This is a genomic window from Streptomyces sp. JNUCC 63, assembly GCF_054366325.1.
In genome coordinates this window covers 2,653,044-2,675,340 of the sequence record NZ_CM135963.1, presented here as the reverse complement: position 1 = coordinate 2,675,340, position 22,297 = coordinate 2,653,044, and the positions used below count along the sequence as shown (strand labels likewise).

The window sequence follows — 22,297 nt, the reverse complement described above, 5'->3', positions numbered from 1 at the left end:
GCAGTGTTGCACGTATGTGCGGACGGTATGCGGCGAGTCGCGGACCTGAGGATCTCGCAGGAATCTTCGAGGTCGGGAAGTGGGAGCCGGAGGAGACCCTGGCACCCGACTACAACGTGGCCCCGACCAAGGAGGTCCCCGCCGTCCTCGACCGCCCTCTGAAGGACGCCGGTGACAGGCGCCCGGTTCGGCAGCTGCGGAAGCTGAAGTGGGGGCTCGTCCCCTCCTGGGCGAAGTCCCCCGAGGGCGCCGCCCGGATGATCAACGCGCGCGCGGAGACCGTGCACGAGAAGCCGTCGTACCGCCGTGCCTTCGCCGCCCGGCGCTGCATCCTGCCCGCCGACGGCTACTACGAGTGGGTCACCGGCACCCAGGAGCGCGAACTGGAGGTCGAGGGCAGGCGCAAGCGCCCCCGCAAGCAGCCGTACTTCGTCACCCCGGCGGACGGCTCGGTGTTCGCGATGGCGGGGCTCTACGAGTTCTGGCGGGACCGTACGCTGCCCGACGACCACCCGCGGGCCTGGTGGGTGACCTGCTCGGTGATCACCACGGAGGCCGAGCGGACCCCGCTGGCGGTCGCCCCGGCCGAGGGCCCGCGCTCGCTGCACGACATCCACCCCCGGATGCCGCTGATGCTGACCCCCGACCGCTGGGACGCCTGGCTGGACCCGGCCCGCACGGACGTGGACGACCTGCGCGCCCTGCTGGCGCCCCCGCCGCCCGGCCTGATGCGCGCCCATCCCGTCTCGACGGCCGTGAGCAACGTCCGCAACAACGGCCCGGAGCTGCTGAGGGAGCTTCCGGCGCCCGAAGAGGGCACACTCTTCTGACGTGGACGTGGACGTGGACGTGAGCGAGAACGCCAGGATCGCCGAGATCGCCGAGATCGCCGAGATCGTCGAGACCGGTGCGGGCCAGGCCCGCGTCACCTGGCACCGGGCGGACGACGCGCGGCTCGTCCTCGCCGTGAGCCACGGCGCCGGCGGCGGTATCGAGGCCCGTGACCTGCGGGCGTTGGCCCAGACCCTCCCCGGGCACGGTGTGACCGTCGCGCTCGTCGAGCAGCCCTGGCGGGTGGCCGGAAAGAAGGTCGCCCCGGCGCCGAAGACCCTGGACACCGGCTGGCGCGGGCTCTGGCCGGCGCTCACCGCGCCCGGACTGCCGGTGATCTCCGGCGGCCGCAGCGCGGGCGCGCGCGTCGCCTGCCGCACCGCGACCGAGCTGGGCGCGCACGCCGTACTGGCGCTCAGCTTCCCGCTGCACCCGCCGGGCAAGCCGGAGAAGTCCCGCGCGGAGGAATTGCTCGCACCCGGAGCGCCCACCCTCGTCGTCCAGGGCGGCAACGACCCGTTCGGCAGGCCCGAGGAGTTCCCGGAGGGTTCGTACGAGCTCGTCGAGGTGCCGTACGCCGATCACGGCTTCGCCGTCCCGAAGCGGGCGGACATCACGCAGGAGCAGGCACTGGAGATCATCACCGAGGGCGTCGCGCAGTGGGCCGCGTCACTCGGGTGACGCCCGGGAATGCCTGGCCCCCGGGCGCTGTTGAGGCGGACAGAAGTGCCGGTCACCGGCACCCACGTCGTAGGAGAGGAAGTCCGCCGCATGGGTTCGACCATCTGCCCGCCCGCCTCCCACCACCACCCCGTGGACGGGCTGCGCCCGGCAGAGTTCGATTCGAGCCGCAGCAGCCGTACCGCCCTGGACTGGACGGTGCTGCACGCGGCCAGGACCGCCCCGGTTCGGGCGGCGGGCGGGCCGGATCGTCGTCTATCCTCCGATTCGGGTGGGACCGATTCCGGTCCTCCGACATCGCTTGAGGAGGTGGGTCCGGTTCCCGGTACCGACGCAGGGGCCGACAACGGCCAGGCGGAGCAGCCCGAGGGCCGGGGCGCGCGTATGGAAGCGTCCGGGGAGTCGACCGTCGAGCGCAGTGCGCGCTTCGAGCGGGACGCGCTCGAATTCCTCGACCAGATGTACTCGGCCGCGCTGCGCATGACGCGCAACCCGGCCGACGCCGAGGACCTGGTGCAGGAGACCTACGCCAAGGCGTACGCGTCCTTCCACCAGTTCCGTGAGGGCACCAACCTCAAGGCGTGGCTGTACCGGATCCTCACCAACACCTTCATCAACTCCTACCGCAAGAAGCAGCGCGAACCCCAGCGCAGCGCGGCCGAGGACATCGAGGACTGGCAGCTCGCGCGGGCCGCGTCGCACATGTCGACGGGTCTGCGCTCCGCCGAGTCGCAGGCGCTGGACCACCTGCCCGACTCGGACGTGAAGGAAGCGCTGCAGGCGATCCCCGAGGAATTCCGCATAGCCGTCTACCTCGCGGACGTGGAGGGCTTTGCCTACAAGCAGATCGCGGACATCATGGGGACACCCATCGGTACGGTGATGTCCCGGCTGCACCGGGGCCGCCGTCAGCTGCGCGGAATGCTCGAGGACTACGCCCGCGAGCGCGGGCTGGTCCCGGCCGGTGCCGGAGAGTCGAACGAAGCGAAAGGCTCGGGCTCATGAGCTGCGGAGAGCCGCACGAGACGGACTGCAGTGAGGTACTCGACCATCTCTACGAGTTCCTCGACAGTGAGATGCCGGAAGTCGATCGCACCAAGGTCGAGCACCACTTCGAGGAGTGCTCGCCGTGCCTCGAGAAGTACGGCCTGGAGCAGGCCGTGAAGAAGCTGGTCAAGCGGTGCTGCGGGCATGACGACGTACCCGCCGACCTGCGCGCCAAGGTCATGGGGCGGATCGAGCTGATCCGCTCCGGCCAGACCGTCCCCGAGAGCGACGTGACCGCGGCGCCGGTGACTCCGCAGGAGTCCTGACCCGCCGCCCGCGCGTACGCCCGGGCACTGTTCACCCGAACGTGCTAATCCGCGGGGCTTTGCCCCGTGTACTCCCCGTTGCCCGCCCTACGCTCCCACCGTGGACAGGCGTGACCGGGGAGGAGCGGCATGGAGGCGGTTCCACCACGGGCCCGTGCGTACGTCGCCTGTGTGGTCCTCGGCGCCCTGACCTGTCTGCTGCCGCTGCCGGTGACCCGCACCCCCTGGTGGGCGGTCGCCCTGCTCGCCGCGGTGTACGCCGGCTGCAGGCACCTCGTCCGGCGCGGTCTCGCCGGCCCCTTCTACCCGGTCCTGCTGGCGGCGGCCTTCCTGCTGCCGCCGGCCGCCGCCGCGCTGGTTCCGCTGCCGGCCGTCCTGCTCGCCCGCGTCGGGCAGCGGCCCGAGGGGCTGCGCCGTGTCTGGCAGGCCGCCCAGCTCGTCCTCGCGGTGTGGGCCGCCTCCCGGGCGCACTGGGCGCTGGGCGGCCGGGACGCAGTCGTCGCCTCCGACTTCCCCTACGCCCTCGCCCCCGCCGGGGCCGCCGTGCTCGCCTTCTGCCTGGTGCTGACGGCACTGGACGGCGGGATCCACGCGCTCGTCGAGAGAGTGCCGGTACGGCGGGCGTGGCCAGGGCTGTTCACCCGGTCACTGGCGCCGATCGGGGTCCACGGGCTCGCGGGACTGATGATGGCCGTGCTGTGGCGCAGCCCCTACGGCCCGGTCGCCGCGTTGCTGGTGCTGCTGCCGATGTGCGTGTCGTGGTGGGTGTACGCCCAGTACCACCGGGAGCGGGCCGCCCACCGGGCCACCATCCGCGCGCTGGTGCAGGCCGTCGACATCAAGGACGGGTACACGCGCGGGCACAGCGAGCGGGTCGGTCAGGCCTCCATGATGATCGCGCGCGAGCTCGGCATGGACGACGAGCGCGTCGAGGTGCTGCGGTTCGCCGGCATCCTGCACGACGTGGGGAAGCTGGGCGTTCCCACCCGGCTGCTGCGCAAGGACGGGCCGCTGACCCCCGAGGAGCGTCGGGTGATCGAGCTGCACCCCGAGTACGGGCACGAGATGGTGCGCGGGATCTCCTTCCTCGGCGAGGCCCGCTCGGCGATCCTGCATCACCACGAACGCCTGGACGGCAGCGGCTACCCGTATGGGCTGACGGGCGGCCAGATCCCCGAGTCCGCACGGATGGTGGCCGTCGCGGACGCCTTCGACGCGATGACCTCCACCCGCTCCTACCGGCGGGCCCGCCCGGTCGGCGCCGCCCTGGAGGAACTGGAACGCTGCGCCGGCGCACAGTTCGACCCGCGGATGGTCACGGCACTGGCGCGGGCCCTGGACCGGCACGGCTGGCACCCGGCGGTCACGGCCGAGGACGGGACGTCCGTCTCCCCGCCGGTGTCGCCCGCGGCCGGCCGTGAGGGAGCGCGTCGATGAGCCGGTCCGTGCTGCTGGTCCTTGATCCGAGGATGGTCGTGGCGCGGGTGCGGGCCCTGGACGCGTACGGCCGGCACCCGGCGGTCACGGCCGAGGACGGGACGTCCGTCTCCCCGCCGGTGTCGCCCGCGGCCGGCCGTGAGGGAGCGTGTCGATGAGCCGGTCCGTGCTGCTGGTTCTCATCCGTGGCTCGGCTCTCCTCGTCGCCCTGCTGTCCCTCGGCGTCACCCTGTGGACCGGCGTGGAGGAGCGCGGGGCCGCCCTTGCCTTCGGGGTGCTCGTGCTCGTCGGGGAACTCGCGCGGTGGAGCGGAGCCGGTGTCCGGGAGGCCGCGCCGCTGGGTGCCGCCGGGGCGTTGTCGTACGCCCTGCTGGGCGAGGACGCCGGGCGGGCCAGTCACCACGGCGCCTTCCAGGCCGTCGCCGTGGTGCTCGGCGCGTGTCTGCTCGGCAGCGTGCCGCACCTCGCGCGCGGGGAGGGGCAGGCCCTCGACCACCTCGCGCGGCGGATCCTCACCGTCGCCTTCGCGGCCGTCTGCTTTCAGCCGCTGTACGGCGAGGGGGCGTTCCGGGACTGGATCGGCCCGGCGTACGCCCTGCTGCTGCTCGCGCTGCTGGTGCTCACCGCGCTGTGCGGCGCCGTGCTGGCCGCCGCGTCGGCGCACTGCCGTACCCGGTGGCCGTTCGGCCCGCTGCTGCGCGAGGAGCTGCGCGGGCTGCTCGGGATCGGCTCGGCGGTGTGCGCGACCGGCGCGGTCATGGCCCTCGCGGTCGCCGTGGTCGGGCTGTGGGCGCTGCCCGTGTTCTCGCTGCCGCTGCTGCTCACCCAGCTGTCCCTGAGACGGTACGCGGCCGTGCGGAGCACCTACCGGCAGACCATCGCCTCCTTGGCCCGCGCCACCGAGGTCGCCGGGTACACCCCGCCCGGGCACGCCCGGCGGGTGGCCGCGCTCAGCCGGGCCGTGGGCCGGGACCTGGGCCTGACGGAGCCGGAGCTGACCGTGCTGGAGCACGCGGCCCTCATGCACGACATCGGGCAGCTCAGCCTGGTCGACCCGGTCCCCGCGGGCGCCACCGCCGGCCTGCCCGCCGAGCAGCAGCGGCGTATCGCGCTGCTCGGCGGGGCCGTCGTACGGCAGACCGGGGTCGACGCGCGGGTCGCGGTCGTGGTGGAGCGCCAGGCCGACCCGTGCCGGGAGCAGCCGCTGCCCGCGCGGATCGTGCGGGCCGTCAACGCCTACGAGGAGAAGGCGCGCGACGCCGGACCCGGCGGGTCGCTCCAGGCCCTGGAGGAGCTGCGGCTGGCGGCCGAGTACGCCCCCGATGTGGTGGAATCACTGGCCCGTGTACTCTCACGCGACGGTCTGACGTCGCCCGCCGTGGGGTAACCCATGGGTAATGAGCGCCCTTCCAGCCGTACGTGGTTGGATGCGAAGGAGAGGGCGTCCGGGGGCACAAGCCAGCCCACTGAACGGAACTGGCAGGCGGGAATCGTGAGGATCTTCGGCAAGGTACGGCACCGGCCTTCCGCCTCCTGGCGGCAGGCCACCGACCGCGCGTTCACCCTGATCGGCGACGGCCGGTACGAGGACGCGGGCGCACTGCTGACGCGCGCCGCGGACCTGGAACCCTGGCTGTCCGAGTCCTGGTTCAACCTCGCCCTGCTGCACAAGTTCCGGCACGACTGGGAGCAGGCCAGGACGGCGGGCCTGAGGGCCGTGGCCCTGCTGGAGAAGGAGACCGGGGCGCCCGACTGGTGGAACGTCGGCATCGCCGCCACCGCCCTGCAGGACTGGCCGCTGGCCCGGCGTGCCTGGCAGGCGTACGGCCTGAAGGTGCCCGGAGGCGCGGCCGCCGCCGTGGAGCCGGTGGGCATGGAGCTGGGCAGCGCGGCCGTGCGGCTGTCGCCGGAGGGCGAGGCCGAGGTGGTCTGGGGCCGCCGCCTGGACCCGGCCCGGATCGAGGTGCTGTCCATCCCGCTGCCCTCCTCGGGGCGGCGCTGGGGCGAGGTCGTGCTGCACGACGGCGTGCCCCACGGCGAGCGGACCACCGCGGCCGGCGACATCTACCCCGTCTTCGACGAGATCGAGCTGTGGGCGCCCTCGCCCGTGCCCACCTGGGTGGTCCTCCTCGAGGCCGCCACCGAGGCCGACCGGGACGCCCTGGAGCAACTGGCCGCCGACGCCGGCTTCGCCGCCGAGGACTGGTCGTCGTCCGTACGGCTGCTGTGCCGGATGTGCTCGGAGTCGCGGATGCCGTCCGACGAGGGCGACGGCGAGCACCTCGACCCGCACGACCACAGCGAGCCGGGACACCCCGGACCCCTCGGCCACCGCACCGACGGACAGCTGTGGGTGCCGGAGCGGGAGTGCGGAGTGGCCGCGCCCGCCGCGCTGGTGAGGGGGCTGCTGGACGGCTGGGTCGCCGACAGTCCGGACTCCCGGGACTGGCGGGACCTGGAAGAGGTCTGCTGAGCACTCGCCGTACTCTTTAACAGCATCAGTCGTTTCAGGAAGGCAGGCACAGGGCGGTCATGGCGCAGCAGGACACCGATCAGCAGCACGCGGGCGTGCTCCCCGTCGACGACGAGGGGTACGTCGTGGACACGGAGGACTGCGAGGAGCGCGAGACGGCCTGGCGCGAGCGCGGCACCTCCCGGCCCATCACGGTCGTCGGCAACCCGGTGCTGCACAAGGAGTGCAAGGACGTCACCGACTTCGGCGAGGAGCTCCAGCAGCTGGTCGCGGACATGTTCGCCAGCCAGCGCACCGCCGAGGGCGTGGGCCTGGCCGCCAACCAGATCGGCGTGGACCTGAAGGTCTTCGTCTACGACTGCCCGGACGACGACGGCGCCCGGCACGTCGGCGTCGTCTGCAACCCCAAGCTGGTCGAGCTGCCCGCCGACCGCCGCCGCCTGGACGACAGCAACGAGGGCTGCCTGTCCGTGCCCACCGCCTACGCGCCGCTCGCGCGCCCCGACTACGCCGAGGTGACCGGGCAGGACGAGCGGGGCAACCCGATCAAGGTGCGCGGCACCGGCTACTTCGCGCGGTGCCTGCAGCACGAGACCGATCACCTCTACGGCTACCTCTACATCGACCGGCTCTCCAAGCGCGAGCGCAAGGACGCGCTGCGGCAGATGGCCGAGAACGAGCCGCGCTACCCCGTCGTCGCCAACGACTGATACGCGTCACGGCAGTTGGGGCGGGGGTGACCCGCCCGTACGGCGCCCGGCCGGCAGGAAAAGCCGGCCGGGCGCCGTTCGTGTGCCGTCGCACTGCCCTCGCACATGTGTCGCAGATGCCTCGCGCATTCGATCCTTTGTGCGTTTCCGCCGATTCGTATTCGGTCACACAAGGGGAGATTCTCCGCATCCCGGAGTGGTGAATGAGGCAAATCCGTTCCCAGAATGGTCAGTTGTGGTGCTGAATGGGGGTGCGGGATACGCGACGGCGTGCGCCCGGCACAACGGAAGGGGTGTACGTCACCGGCGGCTGAGAGGGGTTTGTTCGTGCCGGCTTTCCCACACAGCACCACAACGACATCCACACCGACGGCGGTCGCAGTCCCGCCACAGCTCGCTCTCCCGGTGATCGAGGCCGCGTTTCCCAGGCAGCTGCACTCCTATTGGCCCCAACTCCAGGAGAAGACCCGCGGTTGGCTGCTGGAAAAGCGGCTCATGCCGGCCGACAAGGTCGAGGAACACGCCGACCGCCTGTGCTACACCGACCTCATGGCGGGGTACTACATCGGCGCCCCGGACGAGGTGCTCCAGGCGATAGCGGACTACAGCGCGTGGTTCTTCGTCTGGGACGACCGTCACGACCGCGACATCGTCCACGGCCGGCCCGCCGCCTGGCGGCGGCTGCGCGGTGCGCTGCACACGGCCCTGGACTCCCCCCGGAGCCACCTGCACCACCGGGACGCCCTGGTCGCGGGGTTCGCGGACAGCGTGCTGCGGCTCCACTCGTTCCTGTCGCCGGAGTGGAACGCCCGCTTCGCCCGGCACTTCCACGCGGTGATCGAGGCGTACGACCGGGAGTTCCACAACCGCACCGAGGGCGTGGTGCCCACGGTCGAGGAGTACCTCGCGCTGCGCCGGCTCACCTTCGCGCACTGGATCTGGACCGACCTGCTGGAGCCGAGTGCCGGCTGCGAACTCCCGGACACCGTCCGGAAGAACCCCGCCTACCGGCGCCCGGCACTGCTCAGCCAGGAATTCGCCGCCTGGTACAACGACCTGTGCTCGCTGCCCAAGGAATTGGCGGGCGGCGAGGTGCACAATCTCGGGATCAGTCTCGTCAGACATGACGGACTGACCCTCGAGGAGGCGGTGAAGGAAATGCGCCGGCGCATCGAGGAGTGCATTTCCGAATTCCTCGTCGCCGAGCAGGAGGGATTGCGCTTCGCCGACGACCTCGCGGACGGCACGGTGCGGGGAAAGGAACTGAGTGCCACCGTAAGGGACTGCCTCGGCAACATGCGGAACTGGTTCAGTTCCGTCTACTGGTTCCATCACGAGTCCGGCCGGTACATGGTCGACGGCTGGGACGACCGGTCCACGCCCCCGTACGTCAACAACGAAGCGGCAGGTGAGAAATGACCGTCGAGTCGGTGAATCCCGAAGCCCGGCAGAATACGAAGGAACCGCACGAGCCACCGATGGCCGGAGGGGCGGTACCGCTTCTCGGCCACGGCCTGAAACTGGCCCGCGACCCACTGGCCTTCATGTGCCGGCTGCGCGACCACGGCGACGTCGTCCGCCTCAGGCTCGGCCCCAAGACGGTGTACGCCGTCACCACCCCCGCCCTCACCGGGGCGGTGGCCCTGAGCCCCGACTACATCATCTCCGGCCCGCTGTGGGAGTCCCTGGAGGGCCTGCTCGGCAAGGAGGGCGTGGCCACCGCCAACGGCCCCCTGCACCGTCGCCGGCGCCGCACCGTCCAGCCCGCCTTCCGGCTCGACGCCCTCCCCGCCTACGGTCCGATCATGGAGGAGGAGACGCACGCGCTGACCGAGCGCTGGAGCTCCGGCCGGCCGGTCGACTGCACCTCGGAGGCCTTCCGGATCGCCGTACGCGTCTCGGCCCGCTGCCTGCTGCGCGGCCAGTACACGGACGAGTGGGCCGAGAGGCTGTGCGACGCGTTCGCCACCGTCTTCCGCGGCATGTACCGGCGGATGGTCCTGCCGCTCGGGCCGCTGTACCGGCTGCCGCTGCCGGCCAACCGCGCATTCAACCGCGCGCTGGCCGATCTGCACCGCCTCGTCGACGAGATCATCGCCGACCGCCGGGCGTCCGGGCGAAATCCGGACGATTTGCTGACGGCTTTGCTGACGGCCAAGAACGACAATGGCGAGCCCATCGGGGAGCAGGAGATCCACGATCAGGTGGTCGCGATACTCACTCCCGGCGGTGAATCGGTGGGCGCCACGATCATGTGGCTGCTTCAGACACTCGCGAACCACCCGGAACACGCGGACCGGATCCATGCGGAGGTCGAATCCGTGACCGGCGGCAGGCCCGTGGCATTCGACGACGTCCGCAAGCTCACGCACACCAACAATGTCGTCGTGGAAACGATGCGCTTGCGGCCCTCCGTATGGGTATTGACGCGACGGGCGGTCACCGACACGGAACTCGGTGGCCGGCGCATTCCCGCCGGGGCGGACATCATCTACAGTCCGTACGCCATCCAGCGCGATCCGCGATCGTACCCGGACCACCTGGAGTTCGATCCCGACCGCTGGCTTCCTCAGCGGTCCAAGGACGTACCGAAATACGCCATGAGCCCGTTCAGCGTGGGCAACCGAAAGTGCCCCGCCGACCACTTCTCCACGGCGCTGCTGAGCCTCTTCACGGCGACGGTGGCGACGAGGTTCCGCCTGGAGCAGGTCGCCGGGTCGAACGACACCCCCCAGATCGGCATCACCCTGCGCCCGCGCAAGCTGCTGGTGCGGCCGGTGCCGAGGTGAGGCGAGCGGGGACGTACCGCGCGTTCAGGCGGCCCGCGGGCCCCTGAACGCGCGCCGGTAGGAGTTCGGGGTGGTGCCCAGCGCGCGGACGAACTGGTGCCGCAGCGCCGCCGCCGTCCCGAATCCCGTCCGGTCCGCGATCGCGTCCATCGTCTCGTCCGTCGCCTCCAGCAACTCCTGTGCCAACAGCACACGTTGACGCAGGATCCAGCGGTACGGGGTCGTGCCCGTCTCCTGCTGGAAGCGGCGGGCGAAGGTCCGCGGGGACATGTGTGCGCGGGCGGCGAGCTGCTCGACGGTGACCTCCTGGTCGAGGTGCTCCTCCATCCAGGTCAGCACCTCGCCGACCGTGTCGCACGGGGACTTGGGCAGCGGCCGCTCGATGTACTGTGCCTGCCCGCCGTCCCGGTGCGGGGGCACCACCATCCGCCGGGCGATCTTGTTGGCGACCTCCGGGCCCTGCTCCTTGCGCACGATGTGCAGGCAGGCGTCGATGCCGGCCGCGGTCCCGGCCGAGGTGATCACCGGGTCCTCGTCCACGTACAGCACGTCCGGCTCGACGACTGCCCGCGGGAAGCGCCGGGCCAGCTCGTCCGCGTGCCGCCAGTGCACGGCGCAGCGCCGCCCGTCCAGCAGCCCGGCGGCGCCCAGCACGAACACGCCCGAGCAGACGCTGAGTACCCGCGCGCCGCGCCCCACGGCCCGGTTGAGCGCGTCGAGCAGCGCGGGCGGGTGGTCACGCGAGACGTTCGCGTCCGAGGCCGGCACCGCGATCAGGTCGGCCTCCTCCAGCCGCTCCAGGCCGTACGGTGTCGAGAGAGTGAGGCCGGTGACGTGGGTGCGCAGTGACGCGCCCTCCGCGGAGGCGACCGCGAAGTCGTACACCGGCAGCCCCTCGTCACTGCGGTCGAGCCCGAAGACCTCGCAGACGACGGCGAGCTCGAAGGGATGCACTCCGTCCAGCAGGACGGCGGCCACGTTGCTCAGCATGCTGCCAGTGTGCCCCGGCAGTGGCAGGAATTTGAAGATGTACGGCAGTCCTGCCACTCACGGTAAGGAGCGTCCGGCGCGACAGTGGTGTTCATGAATACGACACAGCTGCAAGGCCTCATCACCATGATCGCCGTCCTCGGGCTCCTGGTCCTCATGGTCCTGCCGGCGGCGATCGGCATCGTCCACGACCGCCGTATCGACCGCCGGATCAGGCAGGCCCAGGAGGACCGGGAGGCCCAGGAATCCCGAGTGGACCGCGACGGTCAGAAGTCCTCGTCCAGGTCGACGGTGCCCTCCACCGCCACCTGGTACGCCGACGGACGCCGCTCGAAGAAGTTGGTCAACTCCTGAACGCCCTGGAGCTCCATGAAGGAGAAGGGGTTCTCCGAGCCGTACACCGGGGCGAAGCCGAGGCGCGTCAGGCGCTGGTCGGCGACGCACTCCAGGTACTGCCGCATCGAGTCGGTGTTCATCCCCGGGAGGCCGTCACCGCACAGGTCGCGCGCGAACTGCAGTTCGGCCTCGACGGCCTCCCTCAGCATGTCGGTGACCTGCCGCCGCAGCTCGTCGTCGAAGAGGTCCGGCTCCTCCTTGCGGACGGTGTCCACCACGTCGAAGGCGAACGACATGTGCATCGTCTCGTCCCGGAACACCCAGTTGGTGCCGGTCGCCAGCCCGTGCAGCAGGCCCCGGCTGCGGAACCAGTAGACGTAGGCGAAGGCGCCGTAGAAGAACAGGCCCTCGATGCACGCGGCGAAGCAGATCAGGTTGAGCAGGAAGCGACGGCGGTCCGCCTGCGTCTCCAGACGGTCCAGCTTCTCCACCGAGTCCATCCACTTGAAGCAGAACTCGGCCTTCTCGCGGATGGAGGGGATGTTCTCCACGGCCGCGAAGGCCGCGGCGCGGTCGTCCGGGTCGGGGAGGTAGGTGTCCAGCAGCGTCAGGTAGAACTGGACGTGCACCGCCTCCTCGAAGAGCTGCCGGCTCAGGTACAGCCGCGCCTCGGGGGAGTTGATGTGCTTGTAGAGGGTCAGCACCAGGTTGTTGGCGACGATCGAGTCGCCGGTGGCGAAGAACGCGACCAGCCGGCCGATGAGGTGCTGCTCGCCCGCCGTCAGCTTCGCGAGGTCGGCGACGTCCGAGTGGAGGTCGACCTCCTCCACGGTCCAGGTGTTCTTGATGGCGTCCCGGTAGCGCTCGTAGAAGTCCGGGTAGCGCATCGGACGCAGAGTCAGCTCGAAGCCGGGGTCGAGGAGATTCTGGTTGCTGGTCATCACTGGCAGGCCTCGCAGGACTCGGGGTTTTCCAGGGAGCAGGCGACGGCGTCCGGTTCGGTCACCTGCTGTACGGGGGCGGTGGCGCGGTTCTGCGCCTGGGCCGCGCGGGCGATCCGGGTGGCCGGGCGGGAGCGCAGGTAGTACGTCGTCTTCAGGCCCCGCTTCCACGCGTACGCGTACATCGAGGAGAGCTTGCCGATGGTCGGCGTCTCCATGAACAGGTTCAGGGACTGCGACTGGTCCAGGAACGCGGTGCGGGCCGCCGCCATGTCGATCAGGCCGCGCTGCGGGATCTCCCACGCCGTGCGGTACAGCTTCCGTACGTCCTCGGGGATCCAGGCGAAGTCCTGCACCGAGCCGCCCGCCTCGCGCAGCGCCTCCCGGGTCCGGGCGTCCCAGACACCGAGCTTCTTCAGATCGGCCACCAGGTAGGAGTTGACCTGCAGGAACTCCCCGGACAGCGTCTCGCGCTTGAACAGGTTGGAGACCTGCGGCTCGATGCATTCGTACGCGCCCGCGATCGAGGCGATGGTGGCGGTCGGGGCGATGGCGAGCAGCAGCGAGTTGCGCATGCCGACCGCCGCGATGCGCTCGCGCAGGGCCGCCCAGCGCTCGGGCCAGGAGAAGTCGACGCCGTAGTGGTCGGGGTGCAGCACACCCCGGGACGTACGGGTCTTCTCCCAGGCCGGAAGAGGGCCGATGGGGGTCCCCCCTGCACCGGAGCTTGTCGTAGGTGCTTGGGGGCGCTCGGCGAGATCGGTGGAGGCCTCGTACGCGGCGAGCATGATCCGCTCGGCGATCCGGGTGGACAGGGCCTTCGCCTCCGGGGAGTCGAAGGGCAGCCGCAGCTTGAAGAACACGTCCTGCAGGCCCATGGCGCCCAGACCCACCGGGCGCCACCGGGCGTTGGACCGGCCCGCCTGCTCGGTCGGATAGAAGTTGATGTCGACCACCCGGTCCAGGAACGTGACGGCGGTACGCACCGTCTCGTCCAGCCGCTCCCAGTCGATGTCCCCGTCGTGCACGAACGCGCCCAGGTTGACCGACCCGAGGTTGCAGACCGCCGTCTCGCCGTCGTCCGTGACCTCCAGGATCTCCGTGCACAGGTTGGAGGAGTGGATCACGTGGCCCGGCTCGGCCGTCTGGTTGGCGGTGCGGTTGGCGGCGTCCTTGAAGGTCATCCAGCCGTTGCCGGTCTGCGCCAGGGTGCGCATCATGCGGCCGTACAGGTCGCGGGCCGGCATCGTCTTCCTCGCCAGGCCCCTCGCCTCCGCGGCCCGGTACGCGGCGTCGAACTCCTCGCCCCACAGATCGGTCAGCTCGGGCACGTCGGAGGGGGAGAACAGCGACCACCGCTCGTCGGCGTTCACCCGGCGCATGAACTCGTCCGGGACCCAGTGCGCGAGGTTCAGGTTGTGCGTACGGCGGGCGTCCTCGCCGGTGTTGTCCCGCAGCTCCAGGAACTCCTCGATGTCCGAGTGCCAGGTCTCCAGGTAGACCGCCGCCGCGCCCTTGCGCCGGCCGCCCTGGTTCACGGCGGCCACCGAGGCGTCCAGGGTCTTCAGGAACGGCACGATGCCGTTCGAGTGCCCGTTGGTGCCGCGGATCAGCGAACCGCGCGAGCGGATGCGGGAGTAGGCGATGCCGATGCCGCCGGCGTGCTTGGACAGACGGGCGACCTGGTGGTAGCGCTCGTAGATCGAGTCCAGCTCGTCCCTGGGGGAGTCCAGCAGATAGCAGGACGACATCTGGGGGTGTCGGGTGCCGGAGTTGAACAGCGTGGGGGAGGAGGGCAGGTAGTCGAGGCGGCTCATCAGCCCGTACAGTGCCGCGACTTCGTCGAGGGAGCGCGCGGTGTCGTCCTCGGCGAGGCCGCTCGCCACCCGCAGCATGAAGTGCTGGGGCGTCTCGATCACCTTGCGGGTGATCGGGTGCCGCAGCAGGTAGCGGCTGTGCAGGGTGCGCAGGCCGAAGTAGCCGAAGCGGTCGTCGGCGGCCGGGTCGACCAGCGCGTCCAGGCGCTCGCCGTGCACGCGGACGAACGCGGCGGTCCGGTCGGCGATCAGGCCCTCGCGGTGGCCGACGGCGATGGACCCGGTGAACGACGTGACGCCCTGGGAGGCGGCCTCGGCGCGGATGCCGATGGTCAGCAGCCGGGCGGCCAGCCGCGAGTAGGAGGGGTCCTCGGAGATGAGCCCGGCGGCCGCCTCCGTGGCCAGCTCGCGCAGCTCGGCCTCGTCGGCGTGCGCCGACCGGCCGCGCAGCGCGGCGGCGGCGACCCGGCCGGGGTCGGCGTCGGGGAGGTCGGCGGTCAGCTCGGTCAGGGTCCGCAGCAGTGCGGTGCCGGGACTGTCGGGCTCCGGGGCCGCGGCTGAGGCCGGGTCGGCTGGCGCGATGGTCACGTGGGGTCTCCCTCGCTCGGCACGGGGCCTCGCCGAGGGCAGGGGGCAGCACACGAGCGCACGTGGCGTCGCGTCCACCGGCCCATTCCACGAGGCCCGGACGTCAGGGCACCCGGACCGGACGGCCGGGCGCACTGTCGGCAGGTCCTCGGACTGACGCACGTACACGGCCATGCGGGCATACGTGTACGAGTACACCGTTGCGGGACAGTTCCGGATTCGCACCGGATTCCCCTGCGGTGACAGCGAGCATGAGCATACATGTCGTGTCGGGCGGGGGAAGACACCCCCAGATGTTGTGCCGAGTCCGTGTCAGGGCGGCAACTCGGCGTCAGCTCAGGTTCAGTTCGTAGGCGAGCAGAGAGATGTCGTCGACGTGCGGCATCGGGTTCCAGTCCCGCTCGGGCGCGCGGACGAAGCCCAGGCGTTCGTAGATCCGGTGGGCGGCGCGCATGGAGCTCTGGGTCGACAGCACCACGCGGACACAGCCGTCCGTGGCCCGCGCCCGGTCCAGGCAGGCCCGCACGAGCGCCTCGCCGGCGCCCCGGCCGCGTGCCGCGTGCGCGACCGCGAGCATCCGTATCTCGGCCTCGCCCGGGCCGGAGATGTCGGCCATGGGGCCCCCGGTGCGCACGAAGGTCACGCCGCCGAGCACCTTCCCGTCCGCCACGGCCACCAGCACCTCGGCGGCGGCCACCCGCTTGGCCACGTCGCGCAGCTCGACGAGGTACGTGTCGCTCTCCCCGAAGTCGAGGAGCCCGTCCTGGAGATAGGCCTGGGCGGTGATCTCCCCGAGGGTGTCGTACTCGCCGGGCTCGACCGGCCGGATCGCGATGTCCATGGGGGTGAGTGTGCCGCACGGGTACGACAGCGGGCCGCCGGTTCTCCTCCGGCGGCCCGTGCTGTGCCCGCTCCTCAGTGGGCGGCTCCCGCGGTGGCCGGCGGGAGTTCGACCTCGACCCCCGGGTCGCCCGCGTCCGCCGTGTAGTCCTCCGGCCTGGTCTCGTCGACGCCCTCGGGTGCCTTGACCGCCTTCAGGACGACCGTCAGGACCACCACGAAGGCCACGTTGACCACGAACGCCGTCAGACCGATGTAGCCGATCTCGCCGATGCCCGGGATCTCCTTGGCCGAGCCGCCGAAGTGCTTCTGCGTCGGCGAGGCGACCCCGTAGGCCGCGACCGTGCCGTAGACCATGCCGACCGCCCAGCCCGCCAGCAGCGCCCAGCGGTGGAACCAGCGGGTGAACAGGCCGCCGACCAGGGCCGGGAAGGTCTGCAGGATCCAGATGCCCCCGAGCAGCTGGAAGTTGATGGCCACCGTCCGGTCCATGGTCAGCACGAAGGCCAGCGCGCCCACCTTCACCAGCAGGGAGACGATCTTGGAGACCCGGGTCTCCTCCTTCGCCGTCGCCTCCGGCCGGATGAAGTCCTTGTAGATGTTGCGGGTGAACAGATTCGCTGCCGCGATCGACATGATCGCCGCCGGCACCAGCGCGCCGATGCCGATCGCCGCGAACGCCACGCCCGCGAACCAGTCCGGGAACATGTTCTCGAACAGCTGCGGAATGGCGAGCTGACCGTTGCTCACCTTCACCCCGGCCGCGATGGCCATGAAGCCCAGCAGGGCGAGCATGCCCAGCATCAGCGAGTACAGCGGCAGGATCGTGGTGTTGCGGCGGATCACCTCACGGCTGCGCGAGGACAGCGTCGCGGTGATCGAGTGCGGGTACATGAACAACGCGAGCGCGGAGCCCAGGGCCAGCGTGGCGTACGTCCACTGGCCGGCCGGCGCCGGCACCACCCCGCCCGCTCCCGCCTGGGTGAACTTCTCGCCCGCCTTGGCGAATACGTTGTGGAACCCGCCCAGCTTGATCGGGATGTAGATGATCGCCACCGCCACCACGATGTAGATGAGCGAGTCCTTCACGAACGCGATCAGCGCGGGCGCGCGCAGCCCCGACGAGTAGGTGTACGCCGCCAGCACGCCGAAGGCGATCAGCAGCGGCAGGTCCTTCACGAACCAGTGGGTGTTGTCGCCGCCGCCGACGCCCATCACGTCCAGCACGGCCTGGATGCCGACGAGTTGGAGCGCGATGTACGGCATGGTGGCGAGGATGCCGGTGAGCGCCACCGCCAGCGACAGGCTCTTGGAGCCGAACCGGCCGCGGACGAAGTCCGAGGTGGTCACGTACCCGTGCCGGTGGGACACCGACCACAGCCGCGGCAGGAACGTGAAGATCAGCGGATACACCAGGATCGTGTACGGCACCGCGAAGAATCCGGCCGCGCCCGTGGCGTAGATCGCCGCGGGCACGGCCACGAAGGTGTACGCGGTGTAGAGGTCGCCGCCGAGCAGGAACCAGGTGACCCAGGTGCCGAACGACCGGCCGCCCAGGCCCCATTCGTCCAGGCTGTGCTCGTTCTCGGCCCGGCGCCAGCGCGCGGCCAGGAATCCCATGACGGTGACGAGCACGAAGAAGAAGATGCAGACGCCGAGCGCGACGCCGTTGACGCCGTCCTTCACCGGTCCGCACCCCCGTCCTCGGTCGCGGCGGTCGTGGCGGACGGGCCGCTCGCGGCGGACGGGGCGGTCGCTGCGGTCCGGGCGTGCCGGTCACGCTGCCACAGCCGGTAGGCGACCATGGTCAGGACCGTGGAGAGGACCACCCACAGCATCTGGTACCAGTAGAAGAACGGGACGCCGATGAAGGTGGGTTCCGTCCTGGCGTAGGAACCCACCCACAACAGCGCCACGAAGGGTGCGACGAGACAGAGGGCGATGACCACCCGTGCGGGTGTCACCGCCGCTCTGGTGATATCCGGGGCATTCGACATGTGGCGACTCCGTCCCCTCGCTGTTCACCGCTGAGCACGCGTGCCACAAGAGCCTTGCTCCGTCACAAGATCCTTACTCCTGCGGGCGCTTGAGGCGGGCCACGAACTTGTAGCGGTCCCCGCGGTACACCGACCGCACCCACTCCACCGGCCGGCCCTCCCGGTCCACCGAGTGCCGGGAGAGCAGCAGCATCGGCAGGCCCACGTCGGTGCCCAGCAGACCCGCCTCGCGCGGAGTCGCCAGCGAGGTCTCGATGGTCTCCTCGGCCTCGGCGAGACGGACGTCGTAGACCTCGGCGAGGGCGGTGTAGAGGGAGGTGTACTTCACCAGGCTGCGGCGCAGCGCCGGGAAGCGCTTGGCCGACAGGTGCGTGGTCTCGATGGCCATGGGCTCGCCGTTGGCCATGCGCAGCCGCTCGATGCGCAGCACGCGCCCGCCGGCGGTGATGTCGAGCAGGTCGGCCAGCCGGTCGTCGGCGGTGATGTAGCCGACGTCGAGGAGCTGCGAGGTCGGCTCCAGTCCCTGGGCGCGCATGTCCTCGGTGTAGGAGGTGAGTTGCAGGGCCTGGGAGACCTTCGGCTTGGCGACGAAGGTGCCCTTGCCCTGGATGCGCTCCAGCCGGCCCTCGACGACCAGTTCCTGCAGGGCCTGGCGCACGGTGGTGCGCGAGGTGTCGAACTCGGCCGCCAGCGTCCGCTCCGGCGGGACCGGCGTGCCGGGCGCCTGGGTCTCCGTCATGTCGAGCAGGTGCTTCTTCAGGCGGTAGTACTTGGGCACGCGCGCGGTACGGACGGTCGTCCCACCCTCGTTCTCCGCACTGCTGACGTCGGTGCTCATGCTCTGCCTTCCCGGCTCCTGTGCCGAAGCGACCGACATCCATCGGCCACGGCTCACATCGTGGCACGGCTTGGTGCGCGGTGGTCACCCGCACGCTCCGTGATCTCCTCTGTATACCGTCGTGACCGCGGTTGGTCTAGTCCATCCCCGGCGCGAGCCCGGTGGTCCACGTCGGCGGACATGCCCCGGACGGGAGGCGGTCGCCAGTGGTCCAGGGGAGCGGACGCGTCCGTTTGGCCGGATGGGCAATGAAAGGTCCCTGCATATCGCGGTCCCGTAACGGCCTTCTCGAGCCTGCTTGCGCGCCCTTGACAGCCCTATTGGTCTGGGCCAAGCTCCCCCTACTGGTCTACACCATTGGTCCAGGTCCCGGCCCCACGGGCGGTGATGCGCCGACGCTCGTATGTCGCTCAACCGCGGGGAGGCAGGGGGGTTTGTGGCATCCCTGAGGAGGATGGCGTGAAGCGCAAGCTGGTTGCCGCGATCTGTATCGCGGGCATGATGGTCTCCATCGCGGCGTGTGGGAGTGACAACAAGGACGGGGGCTCCGACAAGGGCGGCGCCGACGCCAAGGAGCTGACCGTCTGGCTCACCGTGGACGCCCAGAACAACTGGCCCGAGCTGGTCAAGGCCGCCGACGACGCGGTGACGAAGAAGCACCCGGGCCTGAAGATCAAGCACGAGTACTACGGCTGGCCGGACAAGAACACCAAGCTGGACGCCGTTCTCGCCACGGACAAGGCCCCCGACGTGGTCGAGATGGGCAACACCGAGATGCTCGGCTACATGGTCAAGGGCGCCTTCGCCCCCGTCGACCCGGCGAAGTTCGCCGGGTCCGACGCCTGGCTGGACGGCCTGAAGGCCTCGGTGACCTACGACGGCAAGACCTACGGCGTCCCGTACTACGCGGGTGGCCGGGTCGCCAACTGGCGCAAGGACGTCTTCGCCGCGGCCGGTGTGAAGTCCGTGCCGAAGACATACCAGGAACTCACGGCCGACCTGGACAAGGTCCAGAAGAAGCAGGGCGACAAGTTCAGCGCCTGGTACCAGCCCACCCGCGACTGGTACGCGGCCATGTCCTTCGTCTACGACGCCGGCGGCTCCATCGCCAAGGAGGAGGGCGGCCAGTGGAAGGCCGACCTCTCCTCGCCCGAGTCCCTCAAGGGACTCAACGAGTTCAAGAACGTCGTCGACAAGTACATGCACGGCGACAAGACCAAGGACGAGTCGGACCGTTACATCGTCTACGGCCAGGGCAAGTCCGGCATGATCTTCGGCGCCGCCTGGGAGGGCGCGACCTCGGCCGACCCGAAGAACGACAAGACCGGCAAGCTCAAGGACAACATCGAGAACTTCGTGATGCCCGGCCCGTCCGGCAAGAACATGCCGGTCTTCCTGGGCGGCTCCGACCTCGCCGTCCCGGTGAAGTCCAAGGCGCAGGCGCTCGCCGCCGAGTGGATCGACGCCTTCACCGGTCCCTCGGGCCAGAAGGGACTGATGGGCAAGGGCAACCTGCCCAACAACAAGACCGACCTCACGACGCTGAAGAACGACCCGGCGACGGCCGTCCCGGCCACCGCGGCCGAGTCCAACTGGTTCGTTCCGATGGCCCCCGGCTGGGGCCAGGTCGAGAAGGCCCAGGTACTGCAGACCATGCTGCAGAACATCGGCACCGGCAAGAAGTCGGTCGAGGCGGCCGCCAAGGAGGCGGACGCCGCGATCGACAAGGTCATCAACACCAAATGACCTGCGTGCAGGGCTCTGCCGCCGGGCGGGGCCCTGCTTCCCGTACGACCGTGCGACGGCCCGGCCCGCGCACGGTCGTACGGGGCTTTGCCTGCGTACGACCTGAGGGACCGCTGAGGAGCGCGCGATGAGTGCCGCAGACACGACCACCCCTGCCAAGGCGCCGCCACCACGGCAGGCGCCACCACCAGCCGTCCCCGACCGCCCGCGCGGACAGCGCACCTCCGGCGAGGCCGCGACCCCCTGGCTGCTGCTCGCGCCCTGCCTGCTGGTGCTGACCCTGGTCATGGCGTATCCGCTGGCACGCCTGGTCACCCTGTCCTTCCAGAAGTTCGGCCAGCCGCAGCTGTGGGGTTTCCAGCCGGCCGAGTGGGCCGGGTTCGCCAACTTCACCCATGTGCTGGGCGACGGCGAGTTCTGGGCGGTCGTTCTGCGCACGATCGTCTTCGCCGTCGGCTGCGTGGTCTTCACCATGGTCGCCGGCATGGCGATCGCACTGCTGCTGCAGCGGGTCTCGACCTGGCTCAAGGTCCTGATCAACATCGTGCTGGTGGCCAGCTGGGGCATGCCCGTCATCGTGGCCACCACCGTCTTCAAGTGGCTCTTCGACTCCGACTACGGTGTCTTCAACGCGTTGCTCAGCAAGCTGCCCGGGGTCGAGATGGTCGGCCACAACTGGTTCGCGAGCGGACCCGAGGGCCTGGCCGTGATCATGCTCCTTGTGGTGTGGGGCGCCGTTCCCTTCGTGGTCATCACGCTCGGCGCGGGCCTGACCCAGGTGCCCAAGGAGCTGGAGGAGGCCGCGCGGCTGGACGGCGCGGGCGCCTGGGGCGTCTTCCGCCACGTCACCCTGCCGATCCTCAAGCCGATCATCGTGATGCTCACGACCCTGTCGGTGATCTGGGACATGGGCGTCTTCCCGCAGGTGTTCGTGATGCGGGGCGGCCACCCCGAGGCGGAGTTCCAGGTCCTCAACACCTACTCCTACGACCGCGCCTTCGTGGTCAACGACTACGCGCAGGGCTCGGCGATCGCCCTGATCACCGTGTTGCTGCTGCTCGGCGTGGTCGCCGTCTACATGCGCCAGATGCTGAAGATCGGAGAAGTCGAATGAGCGGGACGAGTACCCTCGCAGCTCCCCGCCGCCGGAGGGCGAGGATCGGCTGGAACCTGCTCGGCCTGCTCGTCTTCGTCACCGTCGGCTTCCCCCTCTACTGGATGCTCAACACGGCGTTCAAGCCGGCCAAGGACGCCATCGACCCGGACCCGAGCCTGCTGCCGACGGGGATCACCCTGTCGAACTTCCGCCGGGCGCTGGACATCGCCGACTTCTGGGGCCCGGTCGGCCGCAGCCTGGTGGTGTCGCTGTCGGTGGTGGCGATCGGCATGGTCGTCGGCATGCTGGCCGCGCTCGCCATCTCCCGCTTCGCCTTCCGCGGCCGCAAGGTCGTGATCGTGGGCATCCTGGCGGTCCAGATGGTGCCGCTGGTGGCCATGATCATCCCGGTCTTCCTGCTGCTGAACGACCTGAAGCAGTACGACAGGCTCACCGGCCTGATCATCACCTACCTGACCCTCATCCTCCCCTTCACGGTGTGGACGCTGCGCGGCTTCATCGTCAACATCCCCCGGGAGCTGGAGGAGGCCGCCATGGTCGACGGCTGCTCCCGCACCGGTGCGTTCGTCCGGGTCGTCTTCCCGCTGCTGGCCCCCGGCCTGGTCGCCACCTCGGTCTACGGCTTCATCCAGGCCTGGAACGAGTACCTGTACGCCCTGATGCTGCTCAGCCAGGAGCACCAGACCGCGACCGTCTGGCTCGCCAACTTCACCACCAAGCACGGCACCGAATACGCCCCGATGATGGCCGGAGCCACGATGATGGCCGTACCGATCGTCGTCCTGTTCCTGCTCGTCCAGCGCAAGATGGCCGCGGGCCTGACCGCAGGCGCAGTGAAGGGATAACGCCACCC

General features: G+C 70.3%; 22 protein-coding genes and 1 riboswitch. Of the genes, 15 read left to right on the top strand and 7 right to left on the bottom strand.

Features of this window, described 5'->3' with window-relative positions:
- Positions 1-14: 14 nt before the first annotated feature.
- From ACX25U_RS12005 to ACX25U_RS11955, 11 genes are all read left to right on the top strand, one after another.
- Complete coding sequence (locus ACX25U_RS12005; protein WP_454391371.1) at positions 15-830, top strand: SOS response-associated peptidase; 816 nt, start codon at positions 15-17, stop codon at positions 828-830.
- A 55-nt stretch (positions 831-885) separates the two neighbouring features.
- Entirely contained in the window at positions 886-1,512 is a 627-nt protein-coding gene (locus ACX25U_RS12000; RefSeq protein ID WP_454394223.1) for an alpha/beta hydrolase family protein, read from the top strand.
- 309 nt (positions 1,513-1,821) lie between these two features.
- Positions 1,822-2,517 carry a sigma-70 family RNA polymerase sigma factor gene (locus ACX25U_RS11995; protein WP_454391370.1) on the top strand — a complete coding sequence of 232 codons (696 nt, stop codon included), beginning with the start codon at positions 1,822-1,824 and terminating at the stop codon, positions 2,515-2,517.
- Entirely contained in the window at positions 2,514-2,825 is a 312-nt protein-coding gene (gene rsrA / locus ACX25U_RS11990) for a mycothiol system anti-sigma-R factor (RefSeq protein ID WP_454391368.1), read from the top strand. Before ACX25U_RS11995 ends, rsrA begins: the two co-directional genes overlap by 4 nt.
- A gap of 129 nt (positions 2,826-2,954) precedes the next feature.
- A complete protein-coding gene (locus ACX25U_RS11985) occupies positions 2,955-4,262 on the top strand; it encodes an HD-GYP domain-containing protein (protein ID WP_454391366.1) in 1,308 nt (435 codons plus the stop codon).
- Positions 4,259-4,420, top strand: a complete 162-nt coding sequence (locus ACX25U_RS11980; RefSeq protein WP_454391364.1) for a hypothetical protein — start codon at positions 4,259-4,261, stop codon at positions 4,418-4,420. The genes ACX25U_RS11985 and ACX25U_RS11980 overlap by 4 nt, the downstream gene beginning before the upstream one ends.
- Positions 4,417-5,649: an HD-GYP domain-containing protein gene (locus tag ACX25U_RS11975; protein WP_454391362.1), complete on the top strand. Its 1,233-nt coding sequence runs from the start codon at positions 4,417-4,419 to the stop codon at positions 5,647-5,649. Before ACX25U_RS11980 ends, ACX25U_RS11975 begins: the two co-directional genes overlap by 4 nt.
- A gap of 105 nt (positions 5,650-5,754) precedes the next feature.
- Positions 5,755-6,735 carry a tetratricopeptide repeat protein gene (locus ACX25U_RS11970; protein ID WP_454391360.1) on the top strand — a complete coding sequence of 327 codons (981 nt, stop codon included), beginning with the start codon at positions 5,755-5,757 and terminating at the stop codon, positions 6,733-6,735.
- A 59-nt stretch (positions 6,736-6,794) separates the two neighbouring features.
- Positions 6,795-7,445: a peptide deformylase gene (gene def / locus ACX25U_RS11965; RefSeq protein ID WP_454391358.1), complete on the top strand. Its 651-nt coding sequence runs from the start codon at positions 6,795-6,797 to the stop codon at positions 7,443-7,445.
- Between the two features lie 327 nt (positions 7,446-7,772).
- Positions 7,773-8,864, top strand: a complete 1,092-nt coding sequence (gene cyc1, locus ACX25U_RS11960; RefSeq protein ID WP_454391356.1) for an epi-isozizaene synthase — start codon at positions 7,773-7,775, stop codon at positions 8,862-8,864.
- Complete coding sequence (locus ACX25U_RS11955) at positions 8,861-10,234, top strand: bifunctional albaflavenone monooxygenase/terpene synthase (protein WP_454391354.1); 1,374 nt, start codon at positions 8,861-8,863, stop codon at positions 10,232-10,234. Before cyc1 ends, ACX25U_RS11955 begins: the two co-directional genes overlap by 4 nt.
- Before the next feature lie 24 nt (positions 10,235-10,258).
- On the opposite strand, the gene ACX25U_RS11950 is transcribed toward ACX25U_RS11955, so the two are convergent.
- Positions 10,259-11,224: a helix-turn-helix domain-containing protein gene (locus tag ACX25U_RS11950; RefSeq protein WP_454391353.1), complete on the bottom strand. Its 966-nt coding sequence runs from the start codon at positions 11,222-11,224 to the stop codon at positions 10,259-10,261.
- A gap of 93 nt (positions 11,225-11,317) precedes the next feature.
- On the opposite strand from ACX25U_RS11950, the gene ACX25U_RS11945 reads away from it, so the two are divergent.
- Positions 11,318-11,578 (top strand): hypothetical protein, encoded by a 261-nt coding sequence (locus ACX25U_RS11945; protein WP_454391351.1) that lies wholly within the window; start codon positions 11,318-11,320, stop codon positions 11,576-11,578.
- Here ACX25U_RS11945 and ACX25U_RS11940 read toward each other — a convergent pair.
- The 6 genes from ACX25U_RS11940 to ACX25U_RS11915 form a co-directional block, all read right to left on the bottom strand.
- Positions 11,491-12,501, bottom strand: coding sequence for a ribonucleotide-diphosphate reductase subunit beta (locus tag ACX25U_RS11940; RefSeq protein ID WP_454391349.1), 1,011 nt, complete (start codon positions 12,499-12,501; stop codon positions 11,491-11,493). The genes ACX25U_RS11945 and ACX25U_RS11940 overlap by 88 nt on opposite strands.
- A complete protein-coding gene (locus tag ACX25U_RS11935) occupies positions 12,501-14,906 on the bottom strand; it encodes a ribonucleoside-diphosphate reductase subunit alpha (protein ID WP_454391347.1) in 2,406 nt (801 codons plus the stop codon). Before ACX25U_RS11935 ends, ACX25U_RS11940 begins: the two co-directional genes overlap by 1 nt.
- A 122-nt stretch (positions 14,907-15,028) precedes the next feature.
- Positions 15,029-15,165, bottom strand: a riboswitch (cobalamin riboswitch).
- Positions 15,166-15,237: 72 nt separating this feature from the next.
- Positions 15,238-15,747 (bottom strand): GNAT family N-acetyltransferase, encoded by a 510-nt coding sequence (locus ACX25U_RS11930; RefSeq protein WP_454391345.1) that lies wholly within the window; start codon positions 15,745-15,747, stop codon positions 15,238-15,240.
- A 74-nt stretch (positions 15,748-15,821) separates the two neighbouring features.
- Positions 15,822-17,432, bottom strand: coding sequence for a monocarboxylate uptake permease MctP (mctP, locus tag ACX25U_RS11925; RefSeq protein ID WP_454391343.1), 1,611 nt, complete (start codon positions 17,430-17,432; stop codon positions 15,822-15,824).
- A complete protein-coding gene (locus ACX25U_RS11920) occupies positions 17,429-17,743 on the bottom strand; it encodes a DUF3311 domain-containing protein (protein WP_454391341.1) in 315 nt (104 codons plus the stop codon). Before ACX25U_RS11920 ends, mctP begins: the two co-directional genes overlap by 4 nt.
- Positions 17,744-17,816: 73 nt before the next feature.
- Positions 17,817-18,581: a GntR family transcriptional regulator gene (locus ACX25U_RS11915; protein ID WP_454391339.1), complete on the bottom strand. Its 765-nt coding sequence runs from the start codon at positions 18,579-18,581 to the stop codon at positions 17,817-17,819.
- A 459-nt stretch (positions 18,582-19,040) separates the two neighbouring features.
- Between ACX25U_RS11915 and ACX25U_RS11910 the strand changes: the two genes are divergently transcribed.
- The 3 genes from ACX25U_RS11910 (at position 19,041) to ACX25U_RS11900 (ending at position 22,289) form a co-directional block, all read left to right on the top strand.
- A complete protein-coding gene (locus ACX25U_RS11910; protein ID WP_454391337.1) occupies positions 19,041-20,327 on the top strand; it encodes an extracellular solute-binding protein in 1,287 nt (428 codons plus the stop codon).
- Between the two features lie 127 nt (positions 20,328-20,454).
- On the top strand, positions 20,455-21,441 hold the full coding sequence (locus ACX25U_RS11905; RefSeq protein WP_454391335.1) for a carbohydrate ABC transporter permease: 987 nt from the start codon (positions 20,455-20,457) through the stop codon (positions 21,439-21,441).
- Complete coding sequence (locus tag ACX25U_RS11900; RefSeq protein WP_454391333.1) at positions 21,438-22,289, top strand: carbohydrate ABC transporter permease; 852 nt, start codon at positions 21,438-21,440, stop codon at positions 22,287-22,289. The genes ACX25U_RS11905 and ACX25U_RS11900 overlap by 4 nt, the downstream gene beginning before the upstream one ends.
- Positions 22,290-22,297: the final 8 nt, after the last annotated feature.